Below are 21,813 nucleotides of genomic sequence, written 5' to 3'. Positions count from 1 at the left end.
CCGCGCCACCCCTGCGGGCCCACACAAGACGCCACACCACCCTCGTGGCCCACACCTGGAAGCGGGTCCACCCATGACCTCATTGCAGTCCCTCGACGTCTTCGAGGCCGGCGCCCACCACGAGCAGGTCGTCTTCTGCAACGACCCGGCGACCGGGCTCCGTGCGATCATCGCGGTCCACTCGACGGCTCTCGGCCCCGCGCTCGGCGGCACCCGCTTCTATCCCTACGCCTCGACCGCCGACGCGCTCGCCGACGTCCTCGACCTCTCCCGCGGCATGTCCTACAAGGCCGCGCTCGCCGGGCTCGACCTCGGCGGCGGCAAGGCCGTGATCATCGGTGACCCGGCGACCTCCAAGTCCGAGGCGCTGCTGCGCGCCTACGGCCGGTTCGTCCAGTCGCTCGGCGGGCGCTACTACACCGCGTGCGACGTCGGCACCTTCTCCGCGGACATGGACGACATCGCCCGGGAGTGCTCCTACGTCACCGGCCGCTCGGTCGCCCACGGCGGCGCGGGCGACAGCTCGGTGCTCACGGCGTACGGCGTCTGGCAGGGGATGCAGGCGGCCGCCGCGTTCGCCTGGGGCTCACCGTCGCTGGAGGGCCGGACCGTCGGCGTGGCTGGTGTGGGCAAGGTGGGCCACCACCTGGTCTCGCACCTGGTCGACGGGGGCGCCCGCGTGGTGGTCACCGATGTCTCTCCGGCCGCCCTCGACCGGGTCCGTGACGAGCACCCCGAGGTCCGCGCCGTCGGGTCCACCGAGGAGCTGGTGGCCGAGCAGCTGGACGTCTACGCTCCGTGCGCCCTCGGTGGTGCCCTGACCGACGAGGTGGTCGACGAGCTGTCGGCGACGATCGTGTGCGGCGCCGCCAACAACCAGCTGGCCCATCCCGGGGTGGAGAAGGCGCTGGCCGAGCGCGGGATCCACTACGCGCCCGACTACTGCGTCAACTCCGGCGGACTCATCCAGGTCGCCGACGAGCTGGACCCCTCCGGGTTCAGCTTCGAACGGGCCCAGCTCCGGGCCCGGCGCATCTACGACACGACCTACTCGGTGTTCGAGCTGGGCGCGTCGGACGGCGTCCCGCCCGCCGTCGCGGCAGACCGCCTCGCCGAGCGCCGCATGCGCGACGTCGGACGGTTGCGCGGGATCTACGTGAACTGACCCGCTCGGTGCGTATCGAGCGTCAGTCGCGAGAGGGGCCGGTGTAGTCCGACCACTTCTCGAGGACCTCGGGGTCGACGTCGTCGGAGGAGTCGCTCTCCTTGTGGAGCTCACTGGCCAACGCACTGAAGTCAGTCTCGTGAGTGCGGTACTTCAGGTCGCGAGCGACCTTCGTCTGCTTGGCTTTTGCTCGGCCGCGGCCCATAGGGTCCCTCGCACGCTCGCCGGGGCACCGTGGCTCCCGGACTACATCAGTTTCTTCGTGAGGACAACGCTACCTGCTGGGTGGGTGTTCCCGCACACCCGTATCGCGAGTCAGACCGAGAAGTTGGGTTCGCCGGAGGTTCAGCGCCAGCCCGGGTGCTGTCCCACCAGGCTGACCGTGCCCCCGCCGGCCGCCGGCGACGACGACACCTCGCCGGCCACCCAGGCGTGGATGCCGAACCCGTCGAGCAGCTCCACCGCGGCGTCGATGCGCTCCGGATCGAGCAGTGCGACCATCCCGACGCCGCAGTTGAGCGTGGCCTCCAGGTCCGGCTGCGCGACCTTCCCCGCCTGCCGCAGCACGTCGAAGATCGGCGGCGGCGTCCAGGTCCCGCGCTCCAGCGTCGCGGTGAGCTCCTCGGGCATCACCCGGGCCAGGTTGGCCGCCAGACCGCCACCCGTGACGTGCGCCATCGCGTGGACGCCCCTCTCCAGCGCGTCGGCGCGGGCGAGTGCCAGGCACGCCTTGGCGTAGATCCGGGTCGGCACCAGGAGCTCCTCGCCGAGCGTCCGGCCCAGCTCGGGGACCTCGCGGTCGAGCTGCCAGCCCAGCTTCGCGACCACGTGGCGCACGAGGGAGTAGCCGTTGGAGTGCAGGCCGCTGGAGGCCATCGCCAGGACCGCGTCGCCGGGTCGCACCAGGGCCGGGCCGAGCAGGTCGTCGGCCTCGACCACACCGGTGGTCGCCCCCGCGACGTCGTAGTCGTCTGGACCCAGGAGCCCCGGGTGCTCGGCGGTCTCGCCGCCGACCAGGGCGCAGCCCGCCTCCACGCAGGCCTCGGCGATGCCCTTGACGATGGCCGCGATCCGCTCGGGGACGACCCGGCCGCAGGCGATGTAGTCGGTCATGAAGAGCGGCTCGGCGCCGCAGACGACCAGGTCGTCGACGACCATCCCGACCAGGTCGAACCCGATGGTGTCGTGCACGTCCATCGCCTGGGCGATCGCGACCTTGGTGCCGACCCCGTCGGTCGACGTGGCGAGCAGCGGACGCGTGTACGACGTGAGCGCGGACGCGTCGAAGAGGCCGGCGAAGCCCCCGATGCCGCCGATCATCTCCGGACGCCGCGCCTTCTCGACCCAGGCCTTCATCAGGTCGACGGCGCGGTCGGCGGCCTCGATCGAGACGCCGGCCTCGGCGTAGGCGCCCGAGTCAGAGCCGGTCATGGGTTGTTCAGGACGGGTAGCGCCCGGCCCAGCGTGGGCGAGGCGAGGGTGGCCTCGAGCAGGTGCTTGCCGAGCAGGCTCTCGTCGGGGAGCGCGATGGGGTAGTCGCCGGTGAAGCAGGCCTTGCACAGCGAGTCGCTCGGCTGCCCGGTCGCCTCGATCATCCCGTCGAGCGAGATGTAGCCGAGGCTGTCGGCGCCGATGCTGGCGCAGATCTCCTCGACCTCGAGCCCGTTGGCGATCAGCTCGGCCCGGGTGGCGAAGTCGATGCCGTAGAAGCACGGCCACTTGACCGGCGGCGACGAGATCCGCACGTGGACCTCGAGCGCTCCCGCCTCGCGCAGCATCCGCACCTGGGCCCGCTGGGTGTTGCCGCGGACGATGGAGTCGTCGACGACGACCAGCCGTTTGCCACGGACCATGTGCTCGAGGGCGTTGAGCTTGAGCCGGATGCCGAGCTGGCGCAGCGTCTGGCTGGGCTGGATGAACGTGCGGCCGACGTAGGCGTTCTTGACGAACCCCTGCCCGAACGGGATGCCGCTCTCCTCGGCATAGCCCGCCGCCGCCGGCGTTCCCGACTCCGGGACCGGCATCACCAGGTCGGCCTCGACCGGGAACTGGCGGGCCAGCTCGCGGCCCATCTCGACCCGGGCCGCGTGCACCGACTGGCCCGCGATCGTGGCGTCCGGACGGGCGAGGTAGACGTACTCGAAGACACAGCCCTTGCGGCGGGGCTCCGCAAACCTGTGCGAGCGCAGCCCGTGCTCGTCGATGGCGATCAGCTCACCGGGCTCGACCTCCCGGACCACGCTGGCACCGACCGTGGCCAGGGCGGCGTCCTCGGAGGCGACGACCCAGCCGCGGTCCAGGCGACCCAGCACCAGGGGGCGGATGCCCTCCGGGTCACGGGCCGCGTAGAGCGTGTTCTCGTTCATCCAGACGAACGAGAAGGCGCCCTCCAGCTCCGGCAGCACGTCGAGGGCCCGTTGCTCCAGCGACGTGTCCGGGTGGTGCGCCAGCAGAGCCGTCACCAGGCCCGTGTCGTTGGTGGAGGTCTCGACGTCCCGGGTGTGGAGGGGCAGCTCACCGTCCGGGTCGGGCAGCTCGTCGACCATCCGGGCCAGGTCGTGGGTGTTGATGAGGTTGCCGTTGTGCCCGAGGGCGATCGACCCGTCGGCGGTCGGACGGAACGTCGGCTGCGCGTTCTTCCACGTGCTCGCCCCCGTCGTGGAGTAGCGCGCGTGCCCGATGGCGAGGTGCCCCTGGAAGGAGTCGAGCGTCGTCTCGTCGAAGACCTGCGAGACCAGGCCCATGTCCTTGTAGACCAGGATCTGCCTGCCGTTGCTGACCGCGATGCCCGCCGACTCCTGGCCGCGGTGCTGCAGGGCGTAGAGGCCGAAGTAGGTCAGCTTGGCCACGTCCTCGCCCGGCGCCCAGACGCCGAAGACCCCACACACACCGATGAGTCTAGGGAAACCGCGGGACCGGACCCGCATCCCCGCCGGAACGAGCTGGTGCGTCTTTGTCGAACCGCCCCCGGGAGCCGGGTCCTTGCATACTCTGGAGAGGTCATGAGCCTGACTACCTCGCCGGACGCCGTCGCCGCCTGGGAACGTCGTCCCGCGGAGTCGCTGGACGCCTTCCAGCTCATCGCCGACGCGATCACCCACATCGGCGGCTTCGGCGTGGCCGCGATCAGCGTGGTGCGCGGCTCGCACCTGGTCGTCGAGGCGATCAGTGGCAGCGACCAGGCCCGCGAGCAGCTCACCGGCGCCCGCACCCCGATCGCCAACATGCTGCACGAGATCGCCCGTGCCGACGACTGGGGATCGTTCCGGTTCCTGCCGCACGACCGGATCGACCCGGACAACGACAACCTGGGCTGGGTCCCCGAGGTGGAGCCGCTCGACGCCGAGGACGCCTGGCACCCGCTGGACCTGCTGGTCGCCCCGCTGTTCGACGACACGGCCCGCCTCATCGGGATGCTCTCCATCGACCTGCCGGGCGACGGCCGGCGGCCGGGGAGGGAACAGCGCCGGCTGCTCGACGAGTACGCCAACCAGGCGGCCCGGGCCGTGCTGGCCGCGCTGGACCACGAGGCCCTCGCCGAGCAGGTCCGGCTCGCCGAGGCGGCCCGCGAGATCGTCCGCAGCATGTCGACCGAGCTGACGATGGAGACGCTCCTCGCCGCCTGCAACGAGGCGATGTCCGAGGGGTTCGGCGCGGCGGGGCTCTGGCTGCAGACCTTCGACGCGGTGGGCCGCCCGGGCAGCGGCCGGGTCTGGGCACCCGAGGGCGTGGAGATCGACATCCCCGACGACGTCAAGTCGATCGCCGAGGCGTCCGCCTTCGACGCGTGGCACCGGCAGAGCGTCGACGTGGTCCGGGTCGGCGAGGAGAACGCGCTCCTCCCGCCCCGTGCGCGTGACCTGGTCTACGACTTCCTCAGGAGCATCGACGTCGCGTCGATGCTCTTCGTCCCCCTCGGCGCCGGCCAGCAGTGCGTCGGTGCCCTGGTGATGACCCGGGGACCGGACGACCCCGAGTGGTCCCCGGTGGAGGTGAGCGCGGCTCGTGACATCGGGCTGGACGTCGGCCGGGCGGTGCTCAACGCGCGGACGTTCGAGCGCGAGCGCGAGCTCGTGTCCGAGCTGCAGGCCCTCGACACGTACAAGAGCCAGCTCATCTCGACCCTGGGCCACGAGCTCAAGAACCCGCTGACCGCCATCAGCGCCCACCTGGAGCTGATCGACGGAGCGTCCGTGGAGCCGGACACCCGCTTCTCCCTCGACGCGATCGAGCGCGGCGCCCGGCGCCTCGGCCGCATCGTCGACGACCTGATGATGCTGGCCAAGGTCGGCGACCCGGACACGCCCCTGGTCACGGCGGCGGTCGACCTCGGCGCCATCGTGGACGAGGTCGTGGACATGTTCTCGGTGAGCGCCACCAGTGGGGGGGTGGAGCTCCGGACGGACTACACCGAACGGCCCATCCACGTGCTCGGCGACGCCGCGGAGCTCGACCACGTGGTGGCCAACCTGGTCGGCAACGCCGTGAAGTACACCCCCCGTGGCGGCTCGGTCACCGTGTCCCTGAGCCGGGTCGACAACGAGGTCGTGCTCGAGGTCGTCGACACCGGCATCGGGATCTCGGCCGAGGACCAGGAGCAGCTCTTCACCGAGTTCTTCCGGTCCCGCAACCCGCAGGCGGTCGCCCAGCCGGGCACCGGTCTCGGCCTCACCATCGTGGCCCGGATCGTCGACCGGCACGGCGGCCGTCTGCACCTGACCTCCGAGCTCGGCGCCGGCAGCACGTTCCGGGTCGCGCTGCCGGCCGCCGAACCGTCCGGCCGGCCCGGGTGACCGGGGTCAGCCCTCGAAGCAGGCCCCCTCGAAGGTGTGCTCCTCGGCGGTCGGCCCGACCGTGAAGTCCTGGACCAGGGACACCCCGGAGGGGGCGGCCTTGTCGACCTTGCTCAGGACCGAGGCACGGAAGATGTTGTCGTCCGGCTCGCCGCTCCGGTTGCCGGCCTCCTCCGGCAGCATGCCCTCGTAGTCGATGGTCTCCAGCGACTGGACCGCCTCGAGGAGGCCCGCGCGGTCCTTGTCGTAGTCGCCGGCGAGCCACTCCTCGAGCGCCGCCTTGAGCGGGTAGGACCAGGCCCAGCCGGCCGTGTAGCCGTCGTTGGGCTGCTCCACCTCGCCCAGCGCCTCCCGCATCGCCTCGTGCCCGGGCGTGTCGGAGCCGTAGGGACCCCAGTAGCCCGACTGCATGTAGAGCGCCTCCAGGGCCGGCGCCGCGGGGGTCGCCAGGAGGGCCGGGTTCCAGGTCGGCCCGAGGCCGATGAACTGGCCGGTGAAGCCCTGGGCCGCGGTCTGGCCCACGATGACCGCCGTCTCCGTCGGCGCCGTCCCGAGGATCACCAGGTCGGGCTTGGCGTCGAGGATGGCCGAGATGGCCCCGGCCTGCTCCTCCTGCCCGGGTGCGGTCTCGACCCCGGTGAAGTCGATGCCGTTGGCCTCCGCGGCGATCTCCGCGCCGGCGGCGCCGTCGCCTCCGTAGTCACCTGGGTAGTGCACGGCCATCACGGACGAGATGTCCTTCTCGGCGACCATGTAGTCGACGGCGTTCATGCCCTCGACGCAGTAGTTGGTGCCGGACTCGAGGATGGCGTCCTCGAAGGCCCACAGCGAGGTCCACGAGGCGGGGGCGCCGACCATCTCGTCGCGCTCCATGTCCGGGAGGATCGCCAGGGTCGTCGGTGAGCCGAGGGTCTGTGCCAGCGCCAGCACGTCGCCCTCGATCTCGCCGTAGACCTGCTTGTGGGTCTGGGGGTTGTAGAGGTTGTCTCGGACGTACTCGGTGACGTTGATGTCGTAGCCACCGATGCCGCCCTCCTCGTTGACCCTCGCCCAGAAGGCTTCCTGCGCCTCGGTGATCGGCACGCCGAGCGGCGCGAACGGCCCCTGGGTGAGGTCGGAGATCGTGCCGAGGTAGATGCAGCCGTTGTCCTCGTTGACCGCGTCGGGGCAGGCCTCCTCGGTCACACCTGGGGCCGAGATCTCGCCGTCGCCGCCACCGCCGCCACCGTCGTCGCTGTCGCGACAACCGGTCGCGACGAGCGCGAGTGCCGCCAGCAGCACTCCTGTCCTGCGTAGCTTCACAGCACCATCTCCTTCGTAGTGTGACCGCCGGTCAGTAGCTGAACGGCCAGCCCTTCCAGTAGTTGCGGATCCGGACCCAGATGCCGAAGAGCCCCCGCGGCTCGAACAGGAGGAAGCCGACGATGAGCAGCCCGTAGAGGATCGACTCGAGCTGGTAGATGTTCGGCGTCTCGGTCACCTGGGCGGAGATGACCGGGAGGTAGGAGGGCAGCTCGCGGGTCAGGGTCGGCAGCAGCGAGATGAAGAGCGCGCCCATGATGGTCCCGCTGACCGTCCCCGCCCCGCCGATGAGCACCATCGCGATGAACTGGACCGAGAGCAGCAGCGAGAAGCTGCTGGGTTCGAAGAACCCGATGATCGAGTAGATCAGTGCCCCGGCGCAGCCGGCGTAGAACGAGCTGATGCCGAAGGCCACCGTCTTCGTCCGGGGCAGGTTGATGCCCATCATCTCCGCGGCCATGTCCCGGTCACGCACGGCGGAGAAGGCCCGGCCCACCCGCGACCTGGCCAGGTTGCGGGCACCGAGCGCGAACACGAGCATCAGGACCAGCATCAGCAGGTACAGGTTCTGGTCGGCGGTGAGGCTCTCGGAGTCCCGGGAGAAGTCGTAGCCGAACAGGTCGGGCACAGCGGCCTCACGCCCCACGCCGTTGCCACCGGTCAGGTCGCTCCACTCGCCGAAGACGAACTCCCCGATGAACACCAGCCCGAGCGTCACGATGGCCAGGTAGAGGCCCCGCAACCGGGTCGCCAGGGGCGCGACCAGCACTCCGGCCACCGCCGCGACCAGCCCGGCCGCCGGGAGCCACACCAGGATGTTGGTGATGCCGAAGCCGATGGTCCGGCCGTCGGGGTCGCCCGAGATCGCCGCGGCCGTGTAGGCACCCACGCCGAGGAAGAAGGCATGGCCCAGGGAGACCTGCCCGGCCAGACCGGTGACGATGTTGAGGCCGAGGGCGCCGATCGCGAAGGCGAAGCCGAGCGCCAGGGTCTGCAGCAGCGAGTCGGAGACCAGGAAGGGCAGGAGGAACGACATCAGCACGATCACGCCGACCCAGACCTGCTTGGGCCGGGTGTTGAAGAGGGCGAGCTCCTGGGCGTAGGACCGGTAGAGCTGCGGGCGGCCGCGGAGGCGTCCGCGGCTGCGGCTGCGGCGTTCGGTGGCGGTGGCCGTCATACGCGTCGGACCTCCGGCGTGCCGAAGATGCCGTAGGGCTTGGCCAGCAGGACGAGGAGCATCAGGACGTAGGGCGCGACGACGGAGAAGTTGTCACCCAGCCACGGCGCGACCTCGCGCTGGTAGCTGCCGACCAGGGCCTGGACCACGCCCACCGCGAGCCCGCCGATGACCGCACCCTCGAGCGAGTCGAGCCCGCCGAGGATGATCGCGGGCAGGGCGATGAGCGCGACGACCCAGATCCGCCGGTCGACCCCGGCGCTGATCGCCAGCAGGCTGCCGGCCACCGCGGCCAGCGCGCCGGCCATCGCCCAGGAGACCGCGAACACGTTGCCGACGTTGACGCCCTGCGTCAGCGCCGCCTCCTGGTCGAACGCGGCGGCCCGCATCGCGAGGCCGTAGCGGGTGCGGCGGTAGAAGTGGAGGAGCGCGAGGACGACCACGGTGAGCACGGCCATGGAGACGAGGTGTCGCTGCTGGACCCGGACGCCGGCGAGGTCGACCCCGTCGAGACCCCAGGGGTTCGGGACGGGCCGGGCGCCCAGGCCGATGAACCCGCCGGCGACGACCCGCACGGCGATGTCGATGCCGATGGTGATGATCGCGACCACGAACGCCGGACGGCCGACCATCGGCCGGATGGCGGCCCGTTCGATCACCAGGGCGATGAGGGCGGTGAGCAGCGCGGCGATCCCGACGGACAGGAAGAACGACAGGCTCGCGAACAGCACCACGCCGATCGCCGGGCCGGCGTAGGTCGCGATGGTGGCCCCGGCCAGCATCATGGCCGGCTGGGCGAAGTTGATGACGCCGGTGGACTTGTAGACGATCACGAAGGCGAGCGCGAGCATCGCGTAGATCGATCCGGTGCCCAGACCACGCAGCACGGCCTCCAGGAGCTCGGTCATCGCGGGCCCACCGCCCCGGCGTACATGTCCTGGACGGCGTCCTCGAACATCCGGGAGATGGCCGACCGCTTGACCTTCTGGGTGGCGGTGAGCTCGCCGTCCTCGTGGTCGAGCTCCTTGGGGAGCAGCCGGAACTCGCGCACCTGCTCGACCTGGGCGAAGCGGGAGTTGACCTCCGTGACGATCCCCGCGACGAGCTCGACCACCTCGGGCTTCTCGCTGAGGTCGCGGTAGGTGCTGTAACCCAGCTGCCGGCGCTGGGCCCACTCGCCCACGGTGTCGAGCTCGATGCCGATCAGGGCGGACAGGAACCGGCGACCGTCGCCGATGACGATGGCCTCCCTGATGTACGGCGAGGCCTTGAGCGCGTTCTCGATCATCGAGGGCGAGACGTTCTTGCCGCCCGCGGTGATGATGATGTCCTTCATCCGGTCGGTGATCCGGACGTGTGTCCCGTCGACCCACTCGCCGACGTCCCCGGTGTGCAGCCACCCGTCCTCGGTCAGCGCCTGTCGGGTCGCCTCCTCGTTGCGCCAGTAGCCGGCGAACACCCCGGCGTGCCGGGTGAGGATCTCGCCCGTCTCCTCGTCGATGCGCAGCTCCGTGCCGGGGTGCACCTCCCCCACCGTCCCGAGCTTGACCCGGCCAGGGCGGTTGCCTGTGGCGACCGCGGTGTTCTCGGTCATCCCGTAGACCTCGTGCATGGGCACGCCGATACCCATGAAGAAGCGCAGCACCTCCGGGGCGATGGGCGCCGCGCCGGAGGCGGCGTAGCGGACCTTCCGCATCCCCAGCCGGTCCTTGAGCGCGCGGTAGAAGAACACGTGGCCCACGGCGTAGCGCAGCCGGGTGCCGGCGGTGTGCCGCCCACCCGTCTCGACCAGCCGCTCGCCGATCCCGTCGGCGACCCCGAGCCAGAAGGCCGCGACCTTGCGCTTGAGCCAGGAGGCTCCGGAGAGCCTGATCTCGATCCCGGCGAGCAGCTTCTCCCAGATCCGGGGAACGCCGAAGAGGATGGTCGGCTGCACCTCGCGCAGGTTCTGGGGGACCGTCTCGATGGACTCCGCGAAGTTGACCTGCGTGCCGGCGGCGGCGTTGAACCAGGTCGTGAAGATCCGCTCGGCGACGTGGGACAGGGGCAGGTAGGACAGGGTGAGGTCGCGTGGGCCGGGCGGGGGGTCGGTGAACGCGCCCTCCTCGATGAGCACCCTGGTCGCGAACTCGACGTTGGCCACGGTGAGCATGGCGCCCTTGGGCGGCCCGGTCGTGCCGGAGGTGTAGATCAGGGTCGCCAGGTCGTCGGGCCGCTGGCCGGCGAGCACCTGGGCCAGCGCGTCCGGGTGGCGCTCACGATGGGACCGTCCGAGCTCGAGGAACTCGGGCCAGCCGAGCAGCCGGCGGTCGTCGTAGCGGTGGCGGATCCCGCGCGGCTCGAGGTAGACGACGCGCTGGAGCTCGGGGCACTCGTCGAGCACCGCGAAGGCCTTGTCGACCTGCTCCTGGTCCTCAGCGACCAGGATCCGGGCGCCGGAGTCGCCGAGGAGGTAGCCCACCTCCGCGGCCGGGTTCGTCGGGTAGATCCCGACCGAGGCGGCGCGCACCGCGAGCGCGCCCAGGTCGGCGACCAGCCACTCCGGCCGGTTCTCGGAGTGGATGGCGACCCGGTCTCCGGGGACCACGCCGAGCTGGAGGAACGCGTGTCCGGCGAGCTGGACCTGGTCCCAGTACTCGGCCCAGGTCCACTCCCGCCAGATGCCCATGTCCTTGTCACGGAGCGCCACTGCGTCGGGCATGGATGCGGCGTGCTCCCGGATGCGGGTCACCGGGCTGCGGGTCGGCTCCGTCATCCGCCGGCCACCTCCTGACCCAGGTAGGCCCGGACCACGTCGGGATGCCGCTGGACCTCGTCCGGTGCGCCGGTGGTGATGGGGACCCCGAAGTCGACCACCATGACCCGGTCGGCGAGGTCCATGACCAGCCCCATGTCGTGCTCGACCATGATGATCGGCACGTCCAGCTCGTCGCGGATGTCGAGGATGTAGCGGGCGGTGTCCTCGGTCTCCTCGAGGTTCATGCCGGCGACCGGTTCGTCGAGGAGCAGCAGCTTCGGCTCCATGGCCAGCGCGCGCCCCAGCTCGACGCGCTTCTGGACGCCGTAGGGCAGCAGGCCGACGGGCAGGGTCCGCCACTGCTCCAGCTCGAGGAAGTCGACGATCTCCTCGACGAACCTGCGGTGGGCGAGCTCCTCCGCACGGGCGCGGCCCCGCCAGACGAACGCCGCGAGGAAGCCGTAGCCGATGTGCTGGTGCCGGCCGAGCATGAGGTTGTCCAGCACGGTGAGGTGCTCGAAGAGCGCGATGTTCTGGAAGGTCCGGGCCATGCCCCGGGCGGCGATCCGGTGGGGTCGCTCGCCGAGGACGCTCTCTCCGAGGAACTCCACACGTCCACGCTGGGGGCGATAGACGCCGGAGAGGACGTTGAAGATGGAGGTCTTGCCGGCACCGTTGGGACCGATGATCGCGAACAGCTCGCCGGGCTGGACCTCGAAGGAGACACCGGCGATGGCGTTGACGCCTGCGAACGACAGGTGCACGTCCTGCACGGACACGACGGGGGCGTCGTCGGTCGACCTCACGCGGACCACCTCTTCTTGCGGCGGTAGTGCTTGACGTCGCGGAACGAGCGGCGTTCGCCGGCTTCTCCCGGGTGCAGACCGAGGTAGAACTCCCTGACGTCGTCGTCGCGCAGGAGTGCCTCGGCCGGCTTGTCGAGGACGATGCGGCCGGTCTCCATGACATAGCCGTGGGCGGCGATGCTCAGCGCCATGGTCGCGTTCTGCTCGACCAGCAGGATCCCGGTGCCGGCTCGGTTGATCTCCACGATGACGTCGCGGACCTGCTCGACCAGCTTGGGCGACAGACCGAGGCTGGGCTCGTCCAGGAGCAGGAAGCGGGGGTCGGACATCAGCGCCCGGCCCATGGCGAGCATCTGCTGCTCCCCGCCGGACAGGTAGCCGGCCGTCTTGGCCCGCCGGTCCGCCAGCACCGGGAACAGCTCGTAGATCCGCTCGAGGTTGTCCCGCATGGCGGCCCGGGCAGTGTGCGCACCGACCTTGAGGTTGTCCTCGACACTGAGCTCGACGAAGACCCGCCGGCCCTCGAGCACCTGGCGGACGCCGGCGTCGACCACCCGCTCCGGACGCCACCGGTGGATGGGCCGGTCGTCGAGACTGACCGAACCCTTGGTGATCTCGCCGTCGTGGATGTCGAGCAGCCCGGTCAGCGCGCGCAGCAGCGTCGTCTTGCCCGCACCGTTGGAACCGAGCAGGGCGACGATCCCCCCGTCCGGCACCGCCAGGCTGACCCCGCGCAACGCCAGCACCACGTCGTCGTAGACGACCTCGAGGTTGCTGGCACGCAGCATGCGCGGTCCTTCCGAGAGCGACGCTGTACGGGCACCCTAGGGGGTAGCTGTGACGTCCGTCACTCCCCAGTTCCGACTACATGCGCCGCGCGCCCCGCTCGATGGCCTCCCGGATCCGCGGATAGGTGCCGCAGCGACAGATGTTCCGGATGCCGTCGAGGTCCTTCTCGCTGATCCGGCGTCCCTCCCGGCGGGTCTTCCTCACCAGCGCCACGGCCGCCATGATCTGCCCGGGCTGGCAGTAGCCGCACTGGGCGACGTCCAGCTCGAGCCAGGCCTCCTGCATGGGATGCAGACCCTTGCCCCGGTGGGTCTTGGCGAGCCCCTCGATGGTCGTGACCTCGTCGTCCTTCGACAGGTCGCCGACGCGCACCGAGCACGGGTTGAACGCCTTGCCGTTGATGTGCGAGGTGCAGGCCTTGCACACGTTGATGCCGCAGCCGTACTTGGCGCCGGTCACCCCGAGCAGGTCGCGGAGCACCCACAGGACCCGGACGTCGTCGCTGACGTTCACGGTGACCGGCTTGCCGTTGAGGATGAAGGTCTGCTTGGGCATGTCAGCGCTCCACTCTCAGTAGGTCTTCTTCAGACCGTTGACCGGCGACGGCGGGATCGGTGGGACGAACGGCTTGGGCCTGAACCGCAGCGGGTCGTGGTGGTTGATCGGGAAGTGGGTGGGCATCCGTCCGGTGGCCCGCGCGTAGGCGCAGGCGACGGCGGCCATGCTGGCGGCGACGCCGGCCTCCCCCGCTCCCCCCGGGACACCGGTCGTCGGCGGCATGACGATGACCTGCACCTCGGGCGGGGTGTTCCACTGCCGGGTGTAGAAGTAGTTGTCCCAGCTGGCCTCCAGGAAGTGGCCGTCGCGCAGGTGCATGCTCGAGGTCAGCGCTTGAGCGATCCCGTCGTTGATGCCGCCGTGCATCTGTGCCTCGAGGCCGCGCGGGTTGATCGGCAGGCCGGCGTCGACGGCGAACGTCACCCGGGTCACCCGGGGTCCGCCCACCCCGGCCCGGATCTTCCGCCGCGTGGTCCTGGGGCGGCAGTCGATCTCGACCAGGCAGGCCGTGGCGCCCTTGTACTCGACGTGGATGGCGATGCCCTGCGCGGTGCCGGGTCGCATGGCGCGACCCCAGCGACCCGCGGTGGCGACCGCCTCGAGCACGCCGAGGGCGCGCTCGTCGCTCAGGTGGCGCCGCCGGAACTCGTAGGGGCTCAGCCCGGTCGCCGCGGCGAGCCGGTCGATGACCAGCTCCCCCGCCGTCCGCACGTCGGGCGAGTAGATGTTGCGCATGCTCCCGGTGTTGAACCGCTCGTCGGTCTCGACGAGCTGCTGGGACTTCACCGCGAAGTCGTAGGGCAGCAGCGTGGTCATCGCGAAGATGCCCTCGGCGAAGCCGAGGTTGCCGAGACCGGCCGGCAGGCTGGCCCCGGCAGCGGTGAGCATCTCGCCGAGCCCGTGCCGGTAGTCGGTCTCGACACTGGTGTGGCTCTGCTGGAAGGCCAACAGCTGGTGGCCGAGGTAGGTCGCCCGGATCTTGCTGGTCGCCATCGGGTGCACCCGGCCGACCCGGGCGTCGTCGGCGCGGTGCCACATCAGCTTGACCGGTTTGCCCATGGCCTTGCTGATCTTGGCGGCCTCGAGGGCGGCGTCGAAGAAGAGCCGGCGGCCGAACGAACCGCCTCCCTGGACGGCGTGGACCTTGACCGCGGCCTGAGGCAGGCCGACGGCGGCGGCGATCGCGGCCTGGGCGGCGATGGGGGTCTTGAGCGCGGACCACACCTCGGCGCGGTCGCGGCGGACATCGGCGATGGCGGCGTTGGTGTCGAGGGCGGAGTTGCTGCGGAAGTAGAAGACGAAGTCGCCCTCGACGGTCTTCGCCAGCGGGTTGTCCGGCACCGGCGCCATGGGCAGCTCGGCGGCCCGGAGCTCACGCACGATGTCCTCGTCGGACTGGCCGGCGACCGGGCCGGGGTTCCAGTCGACGTCCATGGCCCGGATCGCGTCGATGCACTGGCCGAACGTCCTGGCTCGCACCGCCACGCCGGTGTCGACGACCGCGACGTTCTTGACTCCCGGCATCCTGAGGATCTTCGCCTTGTTGTTCAGCCGCTGGGGGGTGCCGTTGAGCGTGGGTGCGCGGCAGACCATGGTCGGCAGCGCGCCCTTGACCTCGAGGTCGGTCGTGAACGTCTTGCGCCCGGTCACGGCGTCGCGCGCGTCGGTGCGGCCCTGACCGGTCCCGATCACCCGGAACGCGGCGGTGTCCTTGAGCGTGACCTCGGAGCGGCGTGGCCGGGTGACCGCGGCGGCCTCGGCCAGCTCTCCGTAGGTGACGCTGTCGCCGGCCCGGTTCTGGATCACACCGCCCTTGGCGACGAGGTTGGCGGCCTCGTCGCCCAGCACGACGGCCGCCGCGTCCAGCAGCGCGTTGCGGGCGACGGCGGCCGCGACCCGGATCGGGGTGTACGTCGAGGTGGTCGTGGTCGAGCCGCCCGTGAGCTGGTTGAACAGCAGCTCGGGCCGGGCGTCCGCGAGGGTGACCTCGACCTTGTCGACCGGCAGGTCGAGCTCCTCGGCGATGATCATCGCGGTGGACGTGACGATCCCCTGGCCGTTCTCCGAGCGGGGCAGCGCGAAGTGCGCGGTGCCGTCGGTGCGGACCGTGATCGTGATCAGGTTGGCCGTCGGCCGGCAGGTGTCGGTGATGAAGTCGTTGAGGTCGTAGAGCTCCGCGACCTGCGGACCCGAGGGCACGACGGCGCGAGCCGGCGCCCCCAGCGTCAGGTCGGCGGCCGCGACCAGCGTCGTCCCCGCCAGGACGTAGCCCACGAAGCTGCGCCGACCGATCCCGCCGATCGCGTCGATGCCGTCAGCCCCGTCGATCTCCTGCACCGACATGTGACCCTCCCGAGGGGTCTCGCCGGAGGGTCCCCGAATGACTCCCCGTGGTGCGCCACCGCAGTGACGACCGTCACTTTACTCAGACGGGCGAAATGTCAAGACCGGCGCCAGCGTCGGCGGGGCGACCCGAGGGCCTCGCGGGCCCGGTCCCGCTGGCGCCGGAACCTCTGGGCGCGGGTCCGGGCCCGGCGGAGCCGGTCACCCAGCCCCTCCACCCGGGCGACCAGGTGCGCCCGCTCCTCCAACCTCCGCTCGAGCTCGCCCCGCAGGTCCGCGACCTCGTTGCGCAGCCGGGCCGCCTCCCACTCGGCCGAGACCGCCCGGTGCTCGAGGGTGAAGCGGTCCTGGGCCAGCAGCGCGAGGGTGCCCGTACTGGTCGCCGTCGCCGGGGTGTCGGCGACCGCGCCGTAGATCTCCACGAGGGCCGCGGCGTGGTGCTGAGCCGCGTGGTGGCGGGTGACGAGGCGGCGGGCCTGGGTGCCGAGGTCCGGGTGGTAGTCGCGCAACAGTGCGGCCAGGTCGTCGTCCTGCGGCTCGGCCTCCCGGCCGGAGTGACCGAGACCGAGCCCGGTGAACCCGTCGGCCTCGAGGGCGGCGTACGACGACGTGCTCAACCAGCCCCCGAACGCGGTCTCGTCGACCACGACGACCGCGCGGGCGGCCGCCATGGCCTCCAGCGCGGTGCGGCCGATCGCGAACACGATGTCGGCCGCCATCATCTCCGGACGTGGGTCCGGCGACACGCCGTCGGCGTCACCGATCCGCTGGAACTCGATGTCGAGGGCAGAGCAGGCCCGAGCGAGCCGGGTCGTGACCGTCGCCATCCGTCGTGACACCGCGACGGCGCGCCGCGGCACCGCGGAGACGGGGTCACGGACGCCGTCGGCGAAGGAGACCTCGACCGGCTGGGTGAGCCGGATGATCTCCGCGCCCCTCGTCGCCGCGTGCGCGGCCAGCCGCCGGCGGGTCAGCTCGTTGAACGCGAGGTAGGCGCTCGCACCCAGCTCGGCAACCGGGTCCTCGACGGAGATCGCCCACGAGTGGGTCGCGAACACCAGCGGAGTCCTCGGATGCCGCTCCCGGACCCGCGCGACCGCGTTGGTGTGCTGCCCGTGGATGACGTCGAGATCGGCGGGCAGCCGGCCGGCGTCGTCGTGGACCTCGAAGCCCCTGTCCCGCAGCCGGTGCGCCACGAGGCCGCACTCGGGGGAGTAGAACAGGACCTCGTGCCCGAGCCTCCGGAGCTCCGCCGAGACGGTCTCGAGGTAGCTCTCGCTCCCGCCGCGGTCGGTCAGGGTGTTGTTGGTCATCAGGATCTTCACGTGACCGCCTCGCCCAGCGCCATCAAGGCTGTCTCCCGCCCGGTCCCGAGCTGGGCGAACGAGACGACCACGTCCCCCGGGCCGGCCAGGCTCATCGCCGCAGCCGCCGCCTCCTCCCTGCTCGTCACGAGGACCGGTGGAACCGTGCAGGCGTCGGTCCACCGCTCGTCGAACCGGGCGCCCGCCGCGTAGTCGGCGGAGAACATGGCGGGGGCCACCACGACCTGGTCGGCGAGGCTCAGGGCCCGGGCGTACCTCCGGCCCCACCTGGCCAGGTAGGGCCCGTAGGCCTCGAAGGCGGCGATGATCCGCGCCTCCGGGAAGTGCCGTCGGAGGGTCTGGATGCCACCCCGCACGCAGGCTGGGTGCTTGGCACCGAAGTCGTCGAAGACCCGGATCCCGTCCCGGGCGCCCATCGGCTCCAGACGACGGCGGATCGTGCGCACGGTGGCGAGACCCTCGGCGGCGGCCTCGGGATCGGCGCCGGAGGCGATGGCCACCGCGAACGCGAGCGACGCGTTCGCCGCGGTCTGCGGCCCGAGGAGCCTGACCAGGGCGGGCACCCGGCTCCCGTCCGGGGCGGTCAGCACCAGCCGGGTCCCCTCCGCGTCGGTGGAGACCGTGTGCGCGGAGAAGTCCTCGCGGTAGCGCCAGACGTCGGCCTCGGCGTACGCCGCCAGGCGCTCGCGCCGGGGGGAGGGACCGAGGACGACCAGCCGCCGGGCCCTCGAGACGAACTCGCCCACCCCCTCCACCGCCTCGGCCAGCGAGCTCGACAGGTGCGGATGGTCGTCGTCGAGGTTGGTCACGACAGCCACGTCGCTCACCACCCGGGCGAGGCTCAGGTCGGAGTCGTCGACCTCGGCGACGGTCGGGCCCGCTCCGAGCCGGACCATCCCGCCCACGTCGGGCACCGTGACCCCGATGACGGCGAGCGGGTCGAGCCCGGCGGCCTCCATGGCGGCCGCGGCCAGCGCGGTGACCGTGCCCTTCCCGTGGCTGCCGGTCACGCCGACGCCGGGCCGGGCCTCCAGCACCCGGGCGAGCAGGTCGGTCCGGTGCAGCACCCCACCGGCTCGCTGCGCCGCCACGACCTCCGGCTCGTCCGACGGTGCGACGGACGTGGCGACGAACGCGACATCGTCGGCGACGTGGTCCGCGGAGTGCACGCGGTCATAGGGGAGCCCCGCCGCGGCCAGGGCCGCGTCCGTCTCCTCCTGTCCGCGGCGGTCGCACCCGGTGACCTCGGCACCGAGGTGCCTCGCCGCCAACGCCAGGGGGGCCATCCCCCGCCCCGCGATGCCGAAGAGGTGGTACCTCTCCCCGGCAAGGGGTCGCCCGGGCATCAGCCCTCGAGCGCGCCGAGGTTGCGCAGCAGCAGTGCCTCGGCCACCACGACCCGCTCGAACTCGGCGAGGTGCAGGCCCTCGTTGGCCCCGTGCGCGCGGGTGTCGGGGTCCTCGACGCCGGTGACGAGCACGCTCGCCGCCGGGAAGGTGTCCAGGAACTCCGCGATGAACGGGATCGACCCGCCCACGCCCATGTCGACCGGCTGCGTCCCGTCCCACGCCTCGGTGAACGCCGCCCGGGCCGCGTCGTACGCCGGGCCGGTGGCGTCGATGGCGATCGGCTCCCCCTTGTCGGACAGGGTGCAGGTCACCTGCGCTCCCCAGGGCACGTGCTGCTCGAGGTGGGCCTGCAGCCGGGCGGCGGCGTTGGCGGTGGAGTCACCCGGAGCGATCCGGAGCGAGATCATCGCGCGGGCCTGGGGGACCAGGGTGTTGCTCGCTCCCTGGGCCGGCGGCGCGTCGATCCCGGTGACGCTGAGCGACGGCCGCGTCCAGAGCCGCTCCACCATCGGACCGTCGCCGATCCAGCCGACACCGTCGGCGATGCCGGACTCGGCACGCGCCCGCTCCTCGGGGTAGGTCACGTCGGCGGCCGGTCCACCGACCAGACCCTCCACGGCCACGTTGCCCGCGTCGTCGTGCAGCGTGGACAGCAGCCGCGCCAGCGTCATCAGGGCGTCGGGCACGACCCCGCCCCACATGCCGGAGTGGACGCCGTGGTGCAGCGTGCGCACCTCGACGTACATCCGCACCAGCCCGCGGAGGCTGGTGGTGAGCGCCGGTTCGCCGATGTCCCAGTTGCCCGAGTCGGCGATCACGATGACGTCGGCCTCGAGCTTGTCCTTGTGCTCGGCGAGGAGCGTCGGCAGCGTGTCGGAGCCGACCTCCTCCTCGCCCTCGATGATGATCTTGACGGTCACGGGGAGGTCGTCGCCGAAGACCCGCAGCGCTCCGAGGTGGGCGGCGATCCCGGCCTTGTCGTCGGCGGCACCACGGCCGTAGAGGCGGTCACCCCGTTCGGTCGGCTCGAACGGCGGGCTGTCCCAGTCAGCGTGGTCGTTCTCGGGCTGGACGTCGTGGTGGGCGTAGAGCAGCACCGTCGGGGCTCCCGCCGGCCCCGGCTTGTGGCCGAGCACGGCGGGACCACCGCCGTTCGCGCTCACGATGTCGACGTCAACGAACCCCTCGGCGCGGAACAGGTCGGCGACCACGTCCGCGCAGCGCCACACCTCGGCGGACCGGGCCGGGTCGGCGCTCACGGACTCGATCCGGACCAGGTTCTCCAGGTCCTGACGGAGGGTCGGCATCAGCGTGCGCACCTGCGCGCGCACGGAGTCGGTCGCGGGGTCGGTCGCGGAGTTGGTCGCGGGGGCGGCGGTGGGGTCGTTCATGGGTCGACCCTAGGGGTTGTCGGACGGCTCAACGGGTCCGGTCGACCACGGCGTAGTAGGTGCGCCGGCGCGCGTCCGTGGGGACCATGAACAGCGTCATGGGCGCGAACCGGTGCCGCCGGATCGTGAAGGTCGCCTGCTCGGGCCCACGTCGCTGGGAGCGGAAGGTCAGGCCGAACGCCTGGTCGTCGCCGGCCTGGACGCTGGAGAGGTCGGAGATCTCCAGCAGCCGGGCGGTCCAGCGGCCACCGGGACCGGAGACCCGGAACCGCTTGCGGCGGAGCGGGGTGAACCGGGCCCGCGAGTAGGCCACCCGCGGCTTGGCGGCCTGGGCGGCGCCGGAGCCGAGGAACGGCGCCAGCGCGGCACCCCACGCACCGGCGGCGATCAGGGAGCGGCGGGACAGATCGGTCATGGGTGGCTCCCTGGATGGGCTCGACGAGGGTGTGACGGCACCACGGGGCATAGCATCGCGCCGTGGCGGACAGGGACATGCAGTGGCTCACCCACGCCGACTTCGCTGACCGGGTGGGCGAGGCGTTCGAGCTGCCGGACGCCGGGCTCGTGCTGACGCTGGCGGAGACCGCCGAGAGCTCCGAGCCCGGCGGCCCTGGGCCGGAGGGCCAGAGCCGCCACCAGTTCTCGCTGTACTTCACCGGTCCGCTCGACCCGGCGATCGAGCAGGGCATCGTCCGGCTCGTGCACGCCGACCTCGGGGAGCAGCACCTGTTCCTGGTCCCGCTGGGCCCGCGGGGCGATGCGATGCGCTACGAGGCCGCGTTCGCCTGAGTCCTGTGCCGCTCGGTTCATGCCCGCCACTCCATGAGCCGGTAGACGCCGCGCTCGGCGACGACGCCGAACCCCAGTCGGCTGTAGAGCTCGGCCGCGCGGTTGTGAATCTCGACGTGGATGCTCAGCCTCCGGCCCGACGCGGCGGCCTCGTCCATCAGCCGCCCCAGGAGCCGCCCGCCGACGCCCGCACCGCGGTACTCGGGCAGCAGGGCGATGTCCACGATCCTGATCTCCTCGGGCCGGCGGTCGACGTACAGCCGGCCCGCGGGCCGGCCGTCGACCTCGACGACGTCGAAGCTGCCCGCCGGGTTGCGCTGCCGGTAGTCGGCGTCCTGGGCGTCGAACTGCATCCGCACGAACGCCTCCCGCTGTCCCGGTGCCCACGCGACCTGCGACAGCTCCTCGTCCCGGGTCGACCCGTAGACGCCTACGAGGAAGTCGCGGTCCGCGTCGGTGACCGGACGGAGGACGACCGTGGCGGACCCAGTGGTTGCCATGCCGTCAGGACCTGGGTGGGAAGACGCCCTGCAGGGCGATGTTGAAGAAGAACGTCAGGTAGGGCTGCATGTTGTTGTGGGGGATGTCGCCCCCGACCGGCGCGAGCGCCTCCGGGGCGAGCTGGGTGTCCGCCGCCGGCTGGTAGAGCGTGCCACCGGTCGAGGTGGCGAACGCGGCAGTCGAGCTCGGGATGTTGACGTCCGCCGGGTCCTGGGTCTCCGCGCGCAGCACGTGCGAGTGGGCCGGCATCTCGCTCTCGAGCAGGGTCACCGTCTGGCTACCACCCTGCTCGCCCAGGTCGTGCAGGCTGAGGCCCGGCCCCTGACCCGGGTGCATCGGGGCGCTGCCCTGCAGGTCGGGAAGGGCGTAGGTCGACTTCCCGTCCCCGCCGTAGGTGGTCCCGAGCAGGGAGAACAGTGCGGTGTTCTGCGAGATCGGCATCAGCTGACCGTCACACCACGCCCACCCCTTGGGTGCGAAGTTGAACGGGAAGATGCGGATCTCGGCGACGAACGGGTCAGCCATGTCTCTCCTACGTCTGGGAGGGGAAGATGCCGAACAGCGAGATGATGAAGTCGATGCACAGGTAGGGCTGGAAGTTGGTGTGCGGCTGGCTGCCACCCGCCGACGAGATCGCCCCGGCGTTGAAGCCCGCCGATGGTGTCGAGTTGATGTAGGGCGTGACGTTGAAGGAGTGGCCCGGCAGGTTGCCGCCCGGGTTGACCTGGTTGCCGGCGTGGTCGAGCACCACCATCGGGTGGGTGTGGATCGGGATCTGCAGGCTGTTG

General features: G+C 71.4%; 21 protein-coding genes. 3 read left to right on the top strand and 18 right to left on the bottom strand.

Annotated elements, in window-relative coordinates; all coding sequences use genetic code 11:
• Window positions 1–73: 73 nt before the first annotated feature.
• On the top strand, window positions 74–1,165 hold the full coding sequence (locus JHD21_RS05685; protein ID WP_292672357.1) for a Glu/Leu/Phe/Val dehydrogenase dimerization domain-containing protein: 1,092 nt from the start codon (window positions 74–76) through the stop codon (window positions 1,163–1,165).
• 22 nt (window positions 1,166–1,187) lie between these two features.
• Here the strand turns inward: JHD21_RS05685 and JHD21_RS05680 are convergent, their stop codons facing one another.
• The 3 genes from JHD21_RS05680 to purF form a co-directional block, all read right to left on the bottom strand.
• On the bottom strand, window positions 1,188–1,370 hold the full coding sequence (locus JHD21_RS05680; RefSeq protein WP_292672354.1) for a DUF3073 domain-containing protein: 183 nt from the start codon (window positions 1,368–1,370) through the stop codon (window positions 1,188–1,190).
• A gap of 140 nt (window positions 1,371–1,510) precedes the next feature.
• Entirely contained in the window at window positions 1,511–2,596 is a 1,086-nt protein-coding gene (gene purM / locus JHD21_RS05675) for a phosphoribosylformylglycinamidine cyclo-ligase (RefSeq protein WP_292672352.1), read from the bottom strand.
• The gene (purF, locus tag JHD21_RS05670; RefSeq protein WP_292672350.1) at window positions 2,593–4,053 is read right to left on the bottom strand and encodes an amidophosphoribosyltransferase; all 1,461 of its coding nucleotides are present in this window, start codon (window positions 4,051–4,053) and stop codon (window positions 2,593–2,595) included. The genes purM and purF overlap by 4 nt, the downstream gene beginning before the upstream one ends.
• 114 nt (window positions 4,054–4,167) lie before the next feature.
• On the opposite strand from purF, the gene JHD21_RS05665 reads away from it, so the two are divergent.
• On the top strand, window positions 4,168–5,958 hold the full coding sequence (locus JHD21_RS05665; RefSeq protein WP_292672349.1) for a HAMP domain-containing sensor histidine kinase: 1,791 nt from the start codon (window positions 4,168–4,170) through the stop codon (window positions 5,956–5,958).
• A 6-nt stretch (window positions 5,959–5,964) separates the two neighbouring features.
• On the opposite strand, the gene JHD21_RS05660 is transcribed toward JHD21_RS05665, so the two are convergent.
• From JHD21_RS05660 to JHD21_RS05605, 12 genes are all read right to left on the bottom strand, one after another.
• Window positions 5,965–7,260: an ABC transporter substrate-binding protein gene (locus JHD21_RS05660; RefSeq protein WP_292672348.1), complete on the bottom strand. Its 1,296-nt coding sequence runs from the start codon at window positions 7,258–7,260 to the stop codon at window positions 5,965–5,967.
• A 31-nt stretch (window positions 7,261–7,291) separates the two neighbouring features.
• Window positions 7,292–8,437: a branched-chain amino acid ABC transporter permease gene (locus tag JHD21_RS05655; RefSeq protein ID WP_292672347.1), complete on the bottom strand. Its 1,146-nt coding sequence runs from the start codon at window positions 8,435–8,437 to the stop codon at window positions 7,292–7,294.
• On the bottom strand, window positions 8,434–9,345 hold the full coding sequence (locus JHD21_RS05650) for a branched-chain amino acid ABC transporter permease (RefSeq protein WP_292672345.1): 912 nt from the start codon (window positions 9,343–9,345) through the stop codon (window positions 8,434–8,436). The genes JHD21_RS05655 and JHD21_RS05650 overlap by 4 nt, the downstream gene beginning before the upstream one ends.
• Entirely contained in the window at window positions 9,342–11,192 is a 1,851-nt protein-coding gene (locus tag JHD21_RS05645; RefSeq protein WP_292672344.1) for an AMP-binding protein, read from the bottom strand. Before JHD21_RS05645 ends, JHD21_RS05650 begins: the two co-directional genes overlap by 4 nt.
• Window positions 11,189–11,980 (bottom strand): ABC transporter ATP-binding protein, encoded by a 792-nt coding sequence (locus JHD21_RS05640; RefSeq protein WP_292672343.1) that lies wholly within the window; start codon window positions 11,978–11,980, stop codon window positions 11,189–11,191. The genes JHD21_RS05645 and JHD21_RS05640 overlap by 4 nt, the downstream gene beginning before the upstream one ends.
• A complete protein-coding gene (locus JHD21_RS05635) occupies window positions 11,977–12,768 on the bottom strand; it encodes an ABC transporter ATP-binding protein (protein WP_292672342.1) in 792 nt (263 codons plus the stop codon). Before JHD21_RS05635 ends, JHD21_RS05640 begins: the two co-directional genes overlap by 4 nt.
• Window positions 12,769–12,844: 76 nt before the next feature.
• A complete protein-coding gene (locus JHD21_RS05630; RefSeq protein ID WP_292672341.1) occupies window positions 12,845–13,324 on the bottom strand; it encodes a (2Fe-2S)-binding protein in 480 nt (159 codons plus the stop codon).
• 15 nt (window positions 13,325–13,339) lie between these two features.
• Window positions 13,340–15,670, bottom strand: a complete 2,331-nt coding sequence (locus JHD21_RS05625; RefSeq protein WP_292672339.1) for a molybdopterin cofactor-binding domain-containing protein — start codon at window positions 15,668–15,670, stop codon at window positions 13,340–13,342.
• 98 nt (window positions 15,671–15,768) lie between these two features.
• The gene (locus JHD21_RS05620) at window positions 15,769–16,995 is read right to left on the bottom strand and encodes a hypothetical protein (RefSeq protein ID WP_292672337.1); all 1,227 of its coding nucleotides are present in this window, start codon (window positions 16,993–16,995) and stop codon (window positions 15,769–15,771) included.
• Entirely contained in the window at window positions 16,992–18,341 is a 1,350-nt protein-coding gene (locus JHD21_RS05615) for a Mur ligase domain-containing protein (RefSeq protein ID WP_292672336.1), read from the bottom strand. Before JHD21_RS05615 ends, JHD21_RS05620 begins: the two co-directional genes overlap by 4 nt.
• A complete protein-coding gene (locus JHD21_RS05610; protein WP_292672334.1) occupies window positions 18,341–19,735 on the bottom strand; it encodes a dipeptidase in 1,395 nt (464 codons plus the stop codon). Before JHD21_RS05610 ends, JHD21_RS05615 begins: the two co-directional genes overlap by 1 nt.
• A 28-nt stretch (window positions 19,736–19,763) precedes the next feature.
• Entirely contained in the window at window positions 19,764–20,150 is a 387-nt protein-coding gene (locus JHD21_RS05605) for a hypothetical protein (protein WP_292672333.1), read from the bottom strand.
• Between the two features lie 62 nt (window positions 20,151–20,212).
• On the opposite strand from JHD21_RS05605, the gene JHD21_RS05600 reads away from it, so the two are divergent.
• On the top strand, window positions 20,213–20,524 hold the full coding sequence (locus JHD21_RS05600) for a hypothetical protein (RefSeq protein ID WP_292672331.1): 312 nt from the start codon (window positions 20,213–20,215) through the stop codon (window positions 20,522–20,524).
• Window positions 20,525–20,541: 17 nt separating this feature from the next.
• Here the strand turns inward: JHD21_RS05600 and JHD21_RS05595 are convergent, their stop codons facing one another.
• The 3 genes from JHD21_RS05595 to JHD21_RS05585 form a co-directional block, all read right to left on the bottom strand.
• A complete protein-coding gene (locus JHD21_RS05595; protein WP_292672330.1) occupies window positions 20,542–21,024 on the bottom strand; it encodes a GNAT family N-acetyltransferase in 483 nt (160 codons plus the stop codon).
• A gap of 4 nt (window positions 21,025–21,028) precedes the next feature.
• On the bottom strand, window positions 21,029–21,550 hold the full coding sequence (locus tag JHD21_RS05590) for a tail fiber protein (protein ID WP_292672329.1): 522 nt from the start codon (window positions 21,548–21,550) through the stop codon (window positions 21,029–21,031).
• A 7-nt stretch (window positions 21,551–21,557) separates the two neighbouring features.
• The coding region (locus JHD21_RS05585; RefSeq protein WP_292672327.1) for a hypothetical protein at window positions 21,558–21,813 on the bottom strand (256 nt) is incomplete at its 5' end.

Origin of the sequence: Nocardioides sp. (genome assembly GCF_016462705.1) — a bacterium.
In the GTDB taxonomy this organism is placed as follows: Bacteria; Actinomycetota; Actinomycetes; order Propionibacteriales; family Nocardioidaceae; genus Nocardioides.
The sequence above is the reverse complement of the archived record's forward strand: the minus strand, read 5'-3'. Positions and strand labels throughout refer to the sequence as shown.

Bases quoted from the DNA above. Each gene is read 5' to 3' on its own strand.
- JHD21_RS05685 (WP_292672357.1), top strand. From the start codon at position 74: ATGACCTCATTGCAGTCCCTCGACGTCTTCGAGGCCGGCGCCCACCAC.
- JHD21_RS05680 (WP_292672354.1), bottom strand. From the start codon at position 1,370: ATGGGCCGCGGCCGAGCAAAAGCCAAGCAGACGAAGGTCGCTCGCGAC.
- purM (WP_292672352.1), bottom strand. From the start codon at position 2,596: ATGACCGGCTCTGACTCGGGCGCCTACGCCGAGGCCGGCGTCTCGATC.
- JHD21_RS05665 (WP_292672349.1), top strand. From the start codon at position 4,168: ATGAGCCTGACTACCTCGCCGGACGCCGTCGCCGCCTGGGAACGTCGT.
- JHD21_RS05655 (WP_292672347.1), bottom strand. From the start codon at position 8,437: ATGACGGCCACCGCCACCGAACGCCGCAGCCGCAGCCGCGGACGCCTC.
- JHD21_RS05650 (WP_292672345.1), bottom strand. From the start codon at position 9,345: ATGACCGAGCTCCTGGAGGCCGTGCTGCGTGGTCTGGGCACCGGATCG.
- JHD21_RS05645 (WP_292672344.1), bottom strand. From the start codon at position 11,192: ATGACGGAGCCGACCCGCAGCCCGGTGACCCGCATCCGGGAGCACGCC.
- JHD21_RS05635 (WP_292672342.1), bottom strand. From the start codon at position 12,768: ATGCTGCGTGCCAGCAACCTCGAGGTCGTCTACGACGACGTGGTGCTG.
- JHD21_RS05630 (WP_292672341.1), bottom strand. From the start codon at position 13,324: ATGCCCAAGCAGACCTTCATCCTCAACGGCAAGCCGGTCACCGTGAAC.
- JHD21_RS05625 (WP_292672339.1), bottom strand. From the start codon at position 15,670: ATGTCGGTGCAGGAGATCGACGGGGCTGACGGCATCGACGCGATCGGC.
- JHD21_RS05615 (WP_292672336.1), bottom strand. From the start codon at position 18,341: ATGCCCGGGCGACCCCTTGCCGGGGAGAGGTACCACCTCTTCGGCATC.
- JHD21_RS05610 (WP_292672334.1), bottom strand. From the start codon at position 19,735: ATGAACGACCCCACCGCCGCCCCCGCGACCAACTCCGCGACCGACCCC.
- JHD21_RS05605 (WP_292672333.1), bottom strand. From the start codon at position 20,150: ATGACCGATCTGTCCCGCCGCTCCCTGATCGCCGCCGGTGCGTGGGGT.
- JHD21_RS05595 (WP_292672330.1), bottom strand. From the start codon at position 21,024: ATGGCAACCACTGGGTCCGCCACGGTCGTCCTCCGTCCGGTCACCGAC.
- JHD21_RS05590 (WP_292672329.1), bottom strand. From the start codon at position 21,550: ATGGCTGACCCGTTCGTCGCCGAGATCCGCATCTTCCCGTTCAACTTC.